Here is a 13,431-nt window from a genome sequence, read left to right as displayed (position 1 = left end):
CCCGCCCGTTTACGCTTGGGAGAGAACGGCCTGTTGCGGACGGACGAAGGAGCGCTCGTGGAATTCGTCATCGGCATGCTGGCGCTGCTGTTCGTGCTGTTCGTGACATTCGGCGTCATCGCGGCGGTGCGCGTCACGCGAGCCGTGCAGCGTGGTGTCGAGCGCACCGGCGTGCAGGTCCGCCGGACCGTCGAGGAGACGACGCTCCGCGCCAAGAGCGCGCAGCCCGGTCCGGTGGGGGAGATCGCCCGCAAGCGCCTCGAACTGCGCGCGTCCATCGACAGCACGCGGCGTGCGCTGGAGTCGGACGTCAGCAGGGACCCGTCACTCCAGGAGGCCCTCGGACTGCTGAACAGGCTGCACGACCACGCCAGGCAGCTGGACGGCGAACTGCGTCTGCTGATGGAGAAGGAGCCCGACAAGGAGCGGACCGCGGCTCTGATGCCCGACGTCCGGGAACGGGTCTCCCGGATCAAGGAATCGGCCGACTCGCTGCGTTTCGCTGCGCAGGACCGCGCGCGGCAGTACGACGCGGAGGGGCTGGACGCGCTGCGGCAGCAGATCGAGGTCGAGTCGGGCGCCCTCCGTCATTGGCAGGGAGTGGAACAGCAGGTCCACGCAGCTGAGCAGCTCGATGAGCAGCGTGCAGAGCGTCCCCGTCTCGACAAGGGCCGTCCGCAGAGCACCTCGTGAGACGGCGGTAGCCTCGCTTCATGTCCCGCACCACGTCTCGTCACGGGTCCCGCCGGGTGGCGGTCCTCACCGACTCCACGGCCTATCTGCCGCAGACGGCGCTGGTCCGTCACCACATCGACGTCGTGCCGCTGACGGTGGTGCTCGGTGGCCAGGCCCTGGAGGAGGGCACCGAGATCTCGGCGCGCTCCCTGGAGGAGGCCCTGCGTGAGCGGCGAGCGGTGACGACCTCCCGTCCGAGCCCCGCGGTCTTCGCCGAGGCCTACCGGGCCGCCGCCGAGGCCGGAGCGGAGGGAATCGTCTCGCTGCATCTGTCCGGTGAGATCTCGGGAACCTACGACGCGGCGGTGGTGGCCGCACGGGAAGCACCGGTGCCCGTGCGGGTCGTGGACAGCGGTCTGGTCGCCATGGCGCTGGGGTTCTGCGCGCTGGAGGCTGCCGAGACGGCCGCGAGGGGCGGCTCGTTGGACGAGGCCGTGGCGGCTGCGGAGAAGCGGGCAGAGGGAATGTCCGCGTACTTCTATGTCGACACTCTCGACTATCTGCGGCGGGGTGGACGCATCGGCGCGGCGGCGAAGCTGCTCGGCTCCGCGCTGGCCGTCAAACCGCTGCTGGAGCTGGTGGACGGACGCATCGCGATGCTGGAGAAGGTGCGTACGGCGTCCAAGGCCATCGGGCGGCTGGAGGAGCTCGTGGTGGAGCGGGCGGGCGACTCGCATGTCGACATCGCCGTGCACCACCTGGCTGCGCAGCAGCGTGCGGACGATCTCGCGGAGCGGTTGCGCGGCCGCGTGCCAGGGCTCGGCGAACTGCACGTGAGCGAAGTGGGCGCTGTGATCGGAGCCCATACCGGGCCCGGCCTCTTGGGGGCCGTGGTGTCACTCAGGTGAGTGGCGGGATTTTCCGCAACTGGTCGGTTATCCACAGGAATTGACCAAGATCACATAGTTCGCGATCGATTGCCTACTGTCCGTCGGCATGAGCATCCGATCTCGTTCCTCTCGCTCCTCCCGCCCTACGCATCCGCCTCGGGGACCGTCGGCGCGCTCGCGTACCCGGGCTCGGTCCCACGGGCGGCCCGCGTCGCCTGCGTCCGAGGGCGGGGCCCCGTCCCCTCGCCCCGCTGGAGCCTTGGAGCGGCGACGGGGTGGCACGGCGCCGCCGGGGCGCGCGCGGCCCGTCCGGCGGCGGTTCGTCTCCAGGGCCTGCCGTTCCCGTGGGCCATCCGCCCCGGAGGAGGGGGCGCGGCCGGACGGGCCGGGAACGCGGGCTGCGGCGCTCCTGGACGAAGCCGCTCGTAGCGCCTCGCCTCCCGCTGCCTCGGCCTCTCCGGGGACGAGACCGACGGGCAGGGCGGCCCGGGAGGTTCCGGTGGACGGAGCGTCAGGGGGCGCAAGCGCCGGGGAGGCGGTTCGCCGCCCGCCTCTGCCCGTACGGCGGCGGCAGCCGGACGGTGGGAGCGGGGCGGATCAGGGGACCGACCAGCAAGGGCCTGACGGTGGCAGGGGCGCCGAAGGCGCAGCCGCATTGCCCCAACCGAGGTCCCGGGGACTCGCCCCGAGCCGCGCTGCGTCAGTGGCGCTGGGCACGGAGGCTCGATCGGTCGCGGGGCTCGGCCCTCCGGCGGAGGGTGCCCCGCCGGAAGAGCCCTCCGGCGGGGCGGGCGGCGTAGGGGTTCTGCCCCGGTCTGCTGCCGTGGCGTCGGCGAGGGCTGCCGTGCGACGGGGGAGGGCGCGGCGAGCGGCCGCCGGGCACGGACGGAAGCCGTCGGAGGGCGCCTCGGACGTCCTCACGGCCATGGCTCGGACACCGGTGGTGCCGTCTCGTGGGCACCACCGGGGCGGGGGAGGTGCGGGAGGTGCGGAGATGGCCCGGACGGAGACATCCGCCGGTGGGAGGAGCGGAGCGGGGGAGCGCCGGGACTCCGGGGCAGGCGCTGCCGGCGCCCGCCGTGGCGGGTTCCTGCTCGCCGTCCGTGAGCGTCTGCCGCTGTGGGTTCAGCTGCGGTGCGGAATCGAGTTGCGCACGCTGATCGTTCTGGGGGTCGTCCTGGTCGTGGCCGTCCTGTTCGGTGTACGGCACTTCCTCGCCGGGCGTCCCGACGAAGTCCGTGCCCCGGAGGCTGAGAGTGTCCGCGGTCCGGCGGCCGCGGGGGCCGGGCCGGCGGCTGAGGGCGGCCCGCGGGGAAAGGGCGCCGGAGGTACGGGTGCACCGGGCAAGCGGCTCGTGGTGGACGTCGCCGGGAAGGTCCGCAAGCCGGGCATCTACCGGTTGCCGGACGGTTCCCGGGTGGCCGACGCGCTCGAATCGGCGGGCGGAGTGAAGCCCGGCACGGATGTCAGCGGCCTCAACCGGGCCCGGCGCCTCGTCGACGGGGAGCAGATCGTCGCGGGTGGTGCGCCGACGGCGGGCGGACCGGGCAAGGGGGCCGGGGCCGGTGCCGCGCCGGGCGGCGCCGCCGGCGGCGGGAGCGGTGGGGAGCAGGGGCAGCCGGTGAGCCTCAATTCGGCCACCGCGGAACAACTGGAGACCCTGCCCGGAGTGGGCCCCGTTCTCGCGCAGCACATCATCGAATACAGGGAGGCACACGGCGGCTTCACGTCCATCGACCAGCTTCAGGACGTCAACGGGATCGGCGAACGGCGCTTCGCCGACATCGAACCGAAGGTCAGCCCGTGAACGGAACGCGGGCGGCTCCGGTCCGTCCGCGGGAGGGGCCGGCGGACCTGCGGCTGGTGCCGCCCGCCCTGGCCGCGTGGGCAGCGGCCGCGCTGGCTCTCGGGGTTCCGGGGACGGCGGCCGCGGCAGGGGCGGCCGCATGCGCGGCCGGGGCCGGGCTCCTGTTCGTCCTGGCGAAGGCAGACCGCACAAGAGGTCCGGCACGGTCCGAGCGAGCACCCGTTCTGGCCGCCACAGCAGCCCTGACGTTGCTGTGTGCCGCCGCCGGTGGCGCTGTCGCCGCCCTGCACGCGGCGGATCTGCGTCGCGGTCCGCTGCCCCGCCTTGCCGACGAGCACGCCCGCGTGACGCTCGACCTGACCGTCAAGGGCGATCCACGCCCCATGCGCCCTCGCGTGCACGGTGCCCAACAGGCCCCGGCAGCCCTGCTGTTCGAGGCCGAAGCCACCCGTGTCACTGCCCGGAGCCGGGTGACACGTACGGCACGGCCTGACGGAACCGGCCCGGCGGCGGAGACGGGGAAGGAAGCGGCCCGCGCCCGCACAGTCCGGACGCCGGTGCTCGTCGTTGTCAGGCAGCGGGACGGCCCGGGCGCGGCGGAATGGCGGCGGCTGCTCCCCTCGACGGGGCTGCGTCTCGACGGCCGTCTCCTCGCGCCGGCTCGCACCGGGCGGGGGCAGGACATCGCGGCGGTGTTCCGAGTCGATGCCGACGGGCCTCCGCGGGTGTTCAGGGCGCCCTCCGCCGCACAGCGCACGGCCGGCGGCCTGCGCGCGGGGCTCCGGGAGGCAACCGGGGAACTCGACGGGGACGCCCGCGGTCTGCTGCCGGGCCTGGTCGTCGGCGACACCTCACGCCTGGCGCCCGATCTTCAGGCAGCCTTCCGCACCACCGACATGACGCACCTGCTGGCGGTCAGCGGAGCGAACCTGACGATCATGCTGGCCGTCCTCGTCGGTCCGCCCGGCACGGCCCAACTCGCCGAACGGCGCGGGATCGCCCCCCGGCTGGGCATCCCGCTGCGCGGTACGGCAGTGCTCGGGGCGCTGCTCACGCTGGGCTTCGTGGTGGTCTGCCGTCCTGAACCGAGCGTCATACGGGCCGCCGCCTGCGGGTTGATCACCCTGCTCGCGCTGGTCACGGGGCGGCGGCGTTCCCTGCTGCCCGCGCTCGCTGCCGCAGTCCTGCTGCTCGTGCTGATCGACCCCTGGCTGGCCGTCGACTTCGGGTTCCTGCTGTCCGTCCTCGCGACCGGGGCGCTGCTCACGCTCGCCCCTCGCTGGAGTGCCGCGCTGCGGGGGAGAGGCTGCAACCGGCGCCTCGCCGAAGCGCTCGCGGCGGCCGGTGCGGCCCAGGCGGTCTGCGCACCGGTGGTGGCGGTACTCGCGGCGCACGTCAGCCTGGTGGCCGTGCCGTGCAATCTGCTGGCCGAGTTCGCCGTCGCCCCCGCGACGGTGCTCGGCTTCGCAGCCCTCGCCTCGGCCCCGCTGGCCATGCCGTTCGCCAAGGGGGCGGCTTGGCTGGCCAGTTGGCCCACGGACGGCATCGCCGCCCTGGCCCGCACAGGTGCCGACGTGCCTGGGGCGGAGATCAGCTGGCCGGGCGACTGGGGTGGCGCCCTGATGCTCGCGGCCCTGCTGGTGGCGGCGGCGCTTCTCGTCAGACGCTTCGACCTGACCCGTCGGCCGTGGCTGTGTGCGCTCTGCGTCCTGCTTCTGCTGATCACACTGACGCGGCCCGTGCCTCTGGTGCGGCCGTTCACGGGATGGCCGCCGCCCGGCTGGCGGGTCGTGGCGTGCGACGTCGGGCAGGGTGATGCGCTCGCTCTGGCCACGGGGCAGAGGGGTACGGCCGTAGTCGTCGACGCGGGCCCGGAACCGGGAGCAGTCGACAACTGCCTGCGTGCGCTGGATGTTTCCGCCATTCCGCTGCTCGTGCTCACGCACTTCCATGCTGACCACGTCGCCGGTCTGCCAGGCGTGTTGAAGGGGCGGGAAGTGGGGGCCATCCAGACGACCTCGCACGAAGAGCCGCCCGGCCAGGCCGAGTTCGTACGTCGCACGGCCCGGCAGAGGGGTGTGCCCGTCATCGGTGCGACAGCGGGTGAACGCCGACGTGCGGGAGAGCTGACGTGGCAGGCGCTGTGGCCGCTGCCGCGAACAGCCCATGGAGTACGGCCGGCCGGTGCCAACGACGCAAGCATCACCCTGCTCTTCCGCACCCGCGGGATACGGCTGCTGCTACCCGGAGACCTCGAACCGGACGCGCAGCGGCGGCTGTTGACGGCCTACCCCCGGCTGCCGCCCGTCGACGTCCTGAAGGTCGCTCACCACGGCTCCGCCTACCAGTACCCGCCTCTGCTCGCACGGATCCGGCCGCGCATCGCCTTGATCTCCGCGGGTGCGGACAACCCGTACGGGCATCCGGCGCCGCGGACACTCGCTGCGCTCCGCTCGGCCGGTGCCCTCGTGAGGCGCACCGACCGCAACGGCGCCCTCGCCGTCACGGTCTCGCGGATACGGGGGCGCGAGAGCCGGGGCGGGGGCGTAGCCCCGGCCGTCGTCGTACAGCGTGAGGAACGACAACGGGAGCAGGGGGACGGCAACTGACGATTGCTCCAAGAGCGCGTGCCCGACGGGGAGTTCGAGCCGTGGTGGCGGAGTCTCAGCCGCTCGCGGCGTCCCCGACCGCTGACCCCCGCCGGACGTCGCCCGAGACGTGCGCCGTATCCGGGCTGACGCGGAGCAGGTGCAGGTACATGGTGGTGACGTCGTGTACGGCGTCCTCGTACGCGTCCGGGTCGGCGGCCACCAGGGCGGCCCAGGTCGCCGACATCGACCCGACGGCCCGGGCCAGGGAGAGGGGATCGACGACGGGATCGGCCTGCCCGGCCTCCGCCAGCCTCCGTACGTAGCGGGCGTGACGGTGCAGTGGGCGGCGCTGGAGCTCCGCCCACAGCCCCGCGACCTCCTCGTCGGCGAGCGCTCGCTGTTCGAAGAGGCCCAGCAGCGGCAGATGCCGGGCGTAGGCGGCGATGAAGGCACCGACGGAGGCCCGCGCCACCGCGTAGGGGTCGTCCGGGTCCGTTCCCGGAACCTCCTGCGCGGTGAGGAAGGCGTCGCGCACTTGCCATGCGAGAACGCGGAAGACCTCGGCCTTGGAGGCGAAGTAGACGTAGAAGGCCGCCCTTGAGAGCCCTGCCTCCGCGGTGATCGCGGCTATGGTCGTCGGCCCGTAACCCCGCTGCGCGAAGACGTGGCCCGCGGCCTTGAGAAGAACCGCGCGCGTGTACGCGTCCCGCCGGTCGTGCTTGGTCCTGGTCGCCCAGGGCTGCTGTTGTCGTGGTGCCACGCGGGGAGCATATGCGTGTTGACGCCGGTGTCAACGCGTACGGGGCGGCCCAGGCCGGTGCCCGGGGGGAAACGGAACCCGCATCCGGCACACCGGACCTGGCCCGGAAGGCGCGATACGGCTGGCCCGCCGACGCGAGCCGGAGCCCGTGACCGGCCTCGCGAAAACGCGAGCTGCCGTCGTCCGGGAGCGTGCCGACCTCCGGTTATGTGCCGTCCTCCGGGAACGGGGCCCGACCTCCGGGAAGTGCCGTCGGTCCCCTCGCCAACGTCCTGGGGCTCGACGCCGCCTCCGTGGCTGGCATCGGCGGCGTCATCGGCCTGCCAGGAGCCGCAGTTGGGCACCTTGGCCTCCGGGACCGCCAAGGGGCCCCGGGACACCGTCAGTCCTTCTCCAGCCAGCCCTCGTACTCGTCCGCGAGCGTCTCCAGCATTTCCGGGTCGTACCGTCCCCGGGGCGCCTCGAGGACGACGAGCCACTGCGCGTCCTCGGCGTCGTCCTCGCCGGCGAGTTCTTCGCGTACCAGCTGCGGTTCGTCGTGCGGTCCCTCGAAGCGGTGCTTCACCTCTTCGGCGACCTCCTCGGCCGTGTCCCGGTCGGGCAGGACCAGGATGTGTCGTTCGTCAGTCACCACCGCATTCTGCGGCAGGCGGAGGTGTCGGTGCGCCGTGGGATGCTGTTCGGCGATGGCTGGTACGCGCAAGAAGACGACTGACGACGTGCTGGCCCCCGTGACGCTCGCGGTGGGCCAGGAGGAACTGCTGCTGGACCGTGCGCTGCGGGAGGTGGTGGCGGCCGCGCGGGCCGCCGACGCCGACACCGACGTGCGTGAGCTCGCCGCGGCGGAGCTCCAGCCGGGCACCCTCGCCGAGCTGACGAGTCCCTCGCTCTTCGCCGAGCGCAAGGTCGTCGCCGTGCGGAACGCCCACGATCTGTCGGCGGACACCGTCAAGGACGTGAAGGCATACATAGGAGCACCGGCCGAGGAGATCACCCTCGTGCTGCTCCATGCGGGAGGCCCCAAGGGCAAGGGGCTGCTGGACGCGGCGCGCAAGGCGGGGGCGCGTGAGGTGGCCTGCGCGAAGCTGACGAAGCCCGCCGACCGGCTCGCTTTCGTACGGGGCGAGTTCCGCCGGCTGGGCCGCTCCGCGACGCCGGAGGCGGCACAGGCACTGATCGACTCCGTCGGCAGCGATCTGCGTGAACTGGCCTCCGCCTGCGTCCAGTTGACGGCGGACGTGGAGGGCGTCATCGACGACGCGGTCGTGGCGCGTTACTACACCGGCCGCGCCGAGGCATCGAGCTTCGCCGTCGCGGACCGCGCCGTGGAGGGCAGGGCGGCGGAGGCGCTGGAGACGCTGCGCTGGGCTCTCCATACGGGGGTCGCGCCCGTACTGATCACGAGCGCTCTGGCCCAGGGCGTGCGGAGCATCGGCAAGCTGGCGTCGGCCCCGCGCGGCATGCGCCCCGGTGATCTCGCCCGCGAACTCGGCATGCCGCCGTGGAAGATCGACAGGGTGCGGCAGCAGATGCGCGGCTGGTCGGCGGACGGCGTCTCGACCGCCCTCCGCGCGGTCGCGGCGGCGGACGAGGCCGTCAAGGGCGGCGGGGAGAACCCGGAGTACGCACTCGAACAGGCCGTGATCACAGTGGCGAGGTCCGCCCGTCCCCGCTGACCGCAAAAGATCACCGGCCGGTCGGTCAGCCGGTCAGTCGGCCGGTCGGCTGCTCCAGGCTCAGCTCTGCCTCCAGCCGCGCCGGCGGGGACCGGCGGCCCCCCCCGCACAGCCCGAGGACGCGTTCGTTCCTCCAGCCCCGACCCCGGCGCCCCCGGATCGGCGCCCCTCTCGGCTCGCGCCCCAGCTTCTCGCCCCTCGCTCCCGCACGCCCTCGCGCGCCACCTGCCCCCGGCCCCGACTCCGGCCCTGCCCCCGGCCCCGCGCACGCGAAGGTCCCGCAGTGCTCGGGGAAAGCGCTGCGGGACCTTCGTCGGTTCGTTCAGGGATCGACTGGCGATCTCCGGCGCCGCACCCGCGTGGCGAACGCAGGCCGCGTGCGGCGCGAATTCACGTGTGAGACATCACGCTGTGTGGCAGCCGGTACGGGACGGAGTGAGAGGGCCCGTCGAATCGCACCGGCAGGGAGCGGTCTCAGCCCTTGAGGGAGGAGACCCGCTGCGCGAGCGCGGACTTCTTGTTCGCCGCGTTGTTCTTGTGCAGCACGCCCTTGCTGACGGCCTTGTCGAGCTTGCGGCTCGCCACGCGCTGGGCCTCGCCGGCCTTCTGCGCGTCACCGGCGGCAACGGCCTCGTGAGTACGGCGGATCGCCGTCTTGAGCTCGGACTTGACCGCCTTGTTGCGCTGACGCGCCTTCTCGTTGGTCTTGATCCGCTTGATCTGGGACTTGATGTTCGCCACGAAGAAATGCCTTTACGGGTTCGGTGATGATGCGTTCCATACCACCGTGGACTCCTGCCAGAGCGCACGAGGCACAGTGGGCCAGGCTACCAGCAGGCCCTGTGGCCTCCCAATCCGGTTCCGCCCCCTCGCTCATGGGACGATGGAGGCTGCGAATCGCCAGAACGCCTCCTCCGGGAGCTTCCTCCGCCAGACCGACAGACCCGACAGGACACTGCGTGCCCGCCACCCCATCGAACGTGCCGGAGCCGAGCCGCACCGACCCGGCGCTGATCCGTAATTTCTGCATCATCGCGCACATCGACCACGGCAAGTCGACGCTCGCCGACCGGATGCTTCAGCTGACCGGCATCGTCGAGGACCGGCAGATGCGTGCCCAGTACCTCGACCGGATGGACATCGAGCGCGAGCGCGGCATCACGATCAAGTCCCAGGCCGTGCGCATGCCCTGGGCGCCGACCGGCGCCAAGGACGCCCCGCACATCCTGAACATGATCGACACCCCCGGGCACGTGGACTTCACCTACGAGGTCTCCCGCTCCCTCGCCGCCTGCGAGGGGTGCCTGCTGCTGGTCGACGCGGCGCAGGGCATCGAGGCGCAGACCCTCGCCAACCTCTACCTGGCGATGGAGCACGACCTCACGATCATCCCGGTGCTCAACAAGATCGACCTGCCCGCGGCGCAGCCCGAGAAGTTCGCGGCGGAGCTGGCCCACCTCATCGGCTGCGACGTGGCGGACGTGCTGAAGGTCTCCGCGAAGACCGGCGAGGGCGTCGAGGAGCTGCTGGACGAGGTCGTCAAGCAGGTCCCGCAGCCGGTGGGCGTCGCCGACGCGCCTCCCCGTGCGATGATCTTCGACTCGGTCTACGACGCCTACCGGGGCGTGGTCACCTACATCAAGGTCGTCGACGGTCAGCTGGGCAAGCGCGAGCGCATCAGGATGATGTCCACGGGCGCCACCCACGAGCTGCTGGAGATCGGCACGAACTCGCCCGAGATGACGGTCGCCGACGGCCTCGGCGTGGGCGAGGTCGGGTATCTGATCACGGGTGTGAAGGACGTCCGCCAGTCCAAGGTCGGTGACACCGTCACCCACCTGACCAAGGGCGCCGAGCAGGCTCTCCCGGGATACAAGGACCCGAAGCCGATGGTCTTCTCGGGCCTGTATCCGCTGGACGGCTCCGACTACCCGGAGCTGCGCGACGCACTGGACAAGCTCCAGCTCAACGACGCGGCGCTGACGTACGAGCCGGAGAACTCCGTGGCCCTCGGCTTCGGTTTCCGGGTCGGCTTCCTCGGCCTGCTGCACCTGGAGGTGATCAGGGCGCGGCTGGAGCGCGAGTTCGGGCTGGACCTGATCGCCACGGCTCCCAACGTCGTGTACCGCGTGGAGATGGAGGACGGCACCGAGCACATCGTCACCAACCCGAGCGAGTTCCCGAGCGGCAAGATCGACAAGGTGCACGAGCCGGTCGTACGGGCGACGCTCATCGCTCCCAGCGAGTTCGTCGGGGCGATCATGGAGCTGTGCCAGTCGCGCCGCGGGGCACTGCAGGGCATGGACTACCTCTCCGAGGACCGTGTCGAGCTGCGCTACACGCTGCCGCTCGCCGAGATCGTCTTCGACTTCTTCGACGCCCTGAAGTCCCGTACCCGCGGCTACGCGTCGCTCGACTACGAGCCCACGGGCGAGCAGAGCGCCGACCTCGTCAAGGTCGACATCCTGCTCCAGGGGGACCAGGTGGACGCCTTCTCCGCGATCGTCCACAAGGAGAAGGCGTACTCCTACGGCTCCCGTATGGCCAACAAGCTGCGCGAGCTCATCCCGCGCCAGCAGTTCGAGGTGCCCATCCAGGCGGCGATCGGCGCCCGGGTCATCGCGCGTGAGACGGTCCGGGCGATCCGCAAGGACGTCCTGGCGAAGTGCTACGGCGGTGACATCTCCCGTAAGCGGAAGCTGCTGGAGAAGCAGAAGGAGGGCAAGAAGCGGATGAAGGTAGTCGGCCGGGTCGAGGTCCCGCAGGAGGCTTTCATCGCGGCGCTCTCCACGGACAGCGGCCCCGCCGAGGGGAGCAAGGCGAAAAAGTAGCCGCCGGGGCCTCACCGGTCGGCGGTGCGACGCGGAATCATGGAGGGACGGACCGGCGCGGTCCGTCCCTCGTGCATTCTGAGGGGCCTGTGACGATCGGGCGGCGATCAGGTCAATGCGGACCGGCACCCCCTTACGTAAGGCGGCACGGCCCTCTAGGCTGGCCCCGCCCCCATAGTTACTCGTGAGTCAACAAGGGCTCATCGCGCAAGTCACCAAGCAGAAGCGCTGGCCAGCGGAGGATGTCGTGAGCGACACACAACCCCTGATCGAGAACCGGCCGCCCTCCGTGGCGACGCTCTTCCTGGAAAGGGTGGAGACCGCCCCGGACGCCGAGGCGTACCGCTATCCCGTCCCGTCGGCGTCCGGTGAGGGACCCGACGAGTGGCGCAGTTACACATGGGCAGGGGCCTCGAAGCGCGTGTTCGGCATCGCCGCGGGCCTGATGTCGCTGGGCGTCACACCCGAGGAGCGCGTCGCCATCGCCTCCGCGACGCGAGTCGACTGGATCCTCTCCGACCTGGGCATCCTGTGCGCGGGTGCGGCGACGACGACCATCTACCCCAGCACCAACGTCGAGGAGACGGCGTTCATCCTCGCGGACTCCGACAGCCGCGTGCTGATCGCCGAGGACGCCGAGCAGCTGGCGAAGGTGCGCGAGCGCCGCGGAGAGCTGCCGAACCTCAAGCACGTCGTCCTCATCGAGCCGGGCGACACCACCCCCGAGGGCGCTCCCGCCGCCGCGGGCCCGGACCACGGTGACCCGGAGGGCTGGGTCCTCACCCTCGACGAGCTGATCTCCCGCGGCGGCGACTACCTGGAGAAGCACCCGCAGGCCATCAAGGACACGATCGGTGCGCTGCGCTCCGACCAGCTGGCCACGCTCATCTACACCTCCGGGACCACCGGCAAGCCCAAGGGCGTACGGCTGCCGCACGACTGCTGGTCGTACATGGCCAAGGCCATCGCGCAGTCCGGGCTGGTGACCGACGAGGACGTGCAGTACCTCTGGCTGCCGCTGGCCCACGTGTTCGGGAAGGTGCTCACCGCAGGCCAGCTCGAGGCCGGGCACGTGACCGCCGTCGACGGGCGCATCGACAAGATCATCGAGAACCTCCCCGTCGTGCAGCCGACGTACATGGCCGCGGTGCCGCGGATATTCGAGAAGGTCTACAACGGTGTGGCGGCCAAGGCGAAGGCCGGCGGCACCGCCAAGTACAAGATCTTCCAGTGGGCGGCCGGAGTCGCCCGCGAATACGCCAAGGTCACCCAGGAGAACTTCCGGCGCACCGGCAACGCCACCGCCCCGGCGGGTCTCAAGGCCAAGCACGCCGTGGCCGACCGGCTCGTCTACGCCAAGCTCCGCGAGGCCTTCGGCGGACGGCTGCGGGCCTGCGTCTCGGGCTCCGCCGCGCTCGCGCCGGACATCGGCTTCTTCTTCGCCGGCGCCGGCATCCACATCCTGGAGGGCTACGGCCTCACCGAGTCGTCCGCAGCGAGCTTCGTCAACCCGGGCGAGGCCTACCGCACGGGCACCGTCGGCAAGCCGCTGCCCGGCACCGAGGTGCGCATCGCGGAGGACGGCGAGATCCTGCTGCGCGGTCCGGGCATCATGCAGGGCTACCACGGGCTGCCCGACAAGACGGCCGAAGTCCTCGAGGACGACGGCTGGTTCCACACCGGCGACATCGGCGAGCTCTCCGAGGACGGCTACCTGCGGATCACCGACCGGAAGAAGGACCTGATCAAGACGTCGGGCGGCAAGTACATCGCCCCCGCCGAGGTGGAGGGCCAGTTCAAGGCCCTCTGCCCGTACGTCTCGAACATCCTGGTGCACGGAGCGGACCGCAACTTCTGCACCGCCCTCATCGCCCTGGACGAGGTCAGCCTCACGGCGTGGGCGGAGGAGCAGGAGACGCTCAAGGGCAAGCCCTACTCGGAGGTCGTCACCAGCGACGAGGTCCGGGCCATGGTGGACGGCTACGTCGAGGAGCTGAACAGCGGTCTCCAGCGCTGGCAGACCATCAAGAAGTTCCGGGTCCTTCCGCGCGACCTGGACATCGAGCACGGTGAGCTGACACCCAGCCTCAAGCTCAAGCGCCCTGTCGTGGAGCGGGAGTTCGGGCACCTCATCGAGGAGATGTACGCCGGAACGCGCGAAGCGTAGAAGGCAGAACCGTCAGCGGTGCCGGGTGGTCGGA

General features: G+C 71.5%; 10 protein-coding genes. 7 read left to right on the top strand and 3 right to left on the bottom strand.

The genetic code is table 11. The features are described from left to right. The first annotated feature begins 57 nt into the window (after nt 1-57). The 4 genes from H181DRAFT_RS07000 to H181DRAFT_RS06985 all read left to right on the top strand — a co-directional run bounded on the left by H181DRAFT_RS07000 (nt 58) and on the right by H181DRAFT_RS06985 (nt 5,981). Entirely contained in the window at nt 58-693 is a 636-nt protein-coding gene (locus H181DRAFT_RS07000; RefSeq protein WP_175439721.1) for a hypothetical protein, read from the top strand. Nucleotides 694-713: 20 nt separating this feature from the next. After that, nucleotides 714-1,583 (top strand): DegV family protein, encoded by an 870-nt coding sequence (locus tag H181DRAFT_RS06995; RefSeq protein ID WP_045863334.1) that lies wholly within the window; start codon nt 714-716, stop codon nt 1,581-1,583. Nucleotides 1,584-2,559: 976 nt separating this feature from the next. Continuing rightward, nucleotides 2,560-3,372, top strand: coding sequence for a ComEA family DNA-binding protein (locus H181DRAFT_RS06990; protein ID WP_074467745.1), 813 nt, complete (start codon nt 2,560-2,562; stop codon nt 3,370-3,372). Continuing rightward, on the top strand, nt 3,369-5,981 hold the full coding sequence (locus H181DRAFT_RS06985) for a ComEC/Rec2 family competence protein (protein ID WP_254666737.1): 2,613 nt from the start codon (nt 3,369-3,371) through the stop codon (nt 5,979-5,981). Before H181DRAFT_RS06990 ends, H181DRAFT_RS06985 begins: the two co-directional genes overlap by 4 nt. Nucleotides 5,982-6,036: 55 nt before the next feature. On the opposite strand, the gene H181DRAFT_RS06980 is transcribed toward H181DRAFT_RS06985, so the two are convergent. Further along, complete coding sequence (locus tag H181DRAFT_RS06980; RefSeq protein ID WP_045863333.1) at nt 6,037-6,723, bottom strand: TetR/AcrR family transcriptional regulator; 687 nt, start codon at nt 6,721-6,723, stop codon at nt 6,037-6,039. Between the two features lie 382 nt (nt 6,724-7,105). After that, nucleotides 7,106-7,354, bottom strand: a complete 249-nt coding sequence (locus H181DRAFT_RS06975; protein ID WP_045863536.1) for a hypothetical protein — start codon at nt 7,352-7,354, stop codon at nt 7,106-7,108. Between the two features lie 55 nt (nt 7,355-7,409). On the opposite strand from H181DRAFT_RS06975, the gene holA reads away from it, so the two are divergent. Further along, nucleotides 7,410-8,399, top strand: coding sequence for a DNA polymerase III subunit delta (gene holA / locus H181DRAFT_RS06970; RefSeq protein ID WP_045863332.1), 990 nt, complete (start codon nt 7,410-7,412; stop codon nt 8,397-8,399). A 474-nt stretch (nt 8,400-8,873) separates the two neighbouring features. Here the strand turns inward: holA and rpsT are convergent, their stop codons facing one another. Further along, complete coding sequence (rpsT, locus tag H181DRAFT_RS06965) at nt 8,874-9,140, bottom strand: 30S ribosomal protein S20 (RefSeq protein WP_045863331.1); 267 nt, start codon at nt 9,138-9,140, stop codon at nt 8,874-8,876. A gap of 218 nt (nt 9,141-9,358) precedes the next feature. Here rpsT and lepA point away from each other — a divergent pair, with 218 nt between their 5' ends. Together lepA and H181DRAFT_RS06955 are read left to right on the top strand one after the other, a co-directional pair. Next, nucleotides 9,359-11,230 (top strand): translation elongation factor 4, encoded by a 1,872-nt coding sequence (lepA, locus tag H181DRAFT_RS06960; protein ID WP_045863330.1) that lies wholly within the window; start codon nt 9,359-9,361, stop codon nt 11,228-11,230. Between the two features lie 247 nt (nt 11,231-11,477). Further along, complete coding sequence (locus tag H181DRAFT_RS06955; RefSeq protein WP_045863329.1) at nt 11,478-13,397, top strand: AMP-dependent synthetase/ligase; 1,920 nt, start codon at nt 11,478-11,480, stop codon at nt 13,395-13,397. The last annotated feature ends 34 nt before the right edge of the window (nt 13,398-13,431 follow it).

The organism is Streptomyces sp. WMMB 714, assembly GCF_900090125.1.
Lineage (GTDB): Bacteria > Actinomycetota > Actinomycetes > Streptomycetales > Streptomycetaceae > Streptomyces > Streptomyces daqingensis.
This window is presented reverse-complemented; position numbering and strand designations above follow the sequence as displayed.

Coding starts and splice junctions, on each gene's coding strand:
- H181DRAFT_RS06995 (WP_045863334.1), top strand. CDS start 714: ATGTCCCGCACCACGTCTCGTCACGGGTCCCGCCGGGTGGCGGTCCTC.
- H181DRAFT_RS06990 (WP_074467745.1), top strand. CDS start 2,560: ATGGCCCGGACGGAGACATCCGCCGGTGGGAGGAGCGGAGCGGGGGAG.
- holA (WP_045863332.1), top strand. CDS start 7,410: ATGGCTGGTACGCGCAAGAAGACGACTGACGACGTGCTGGCCCCCGTG.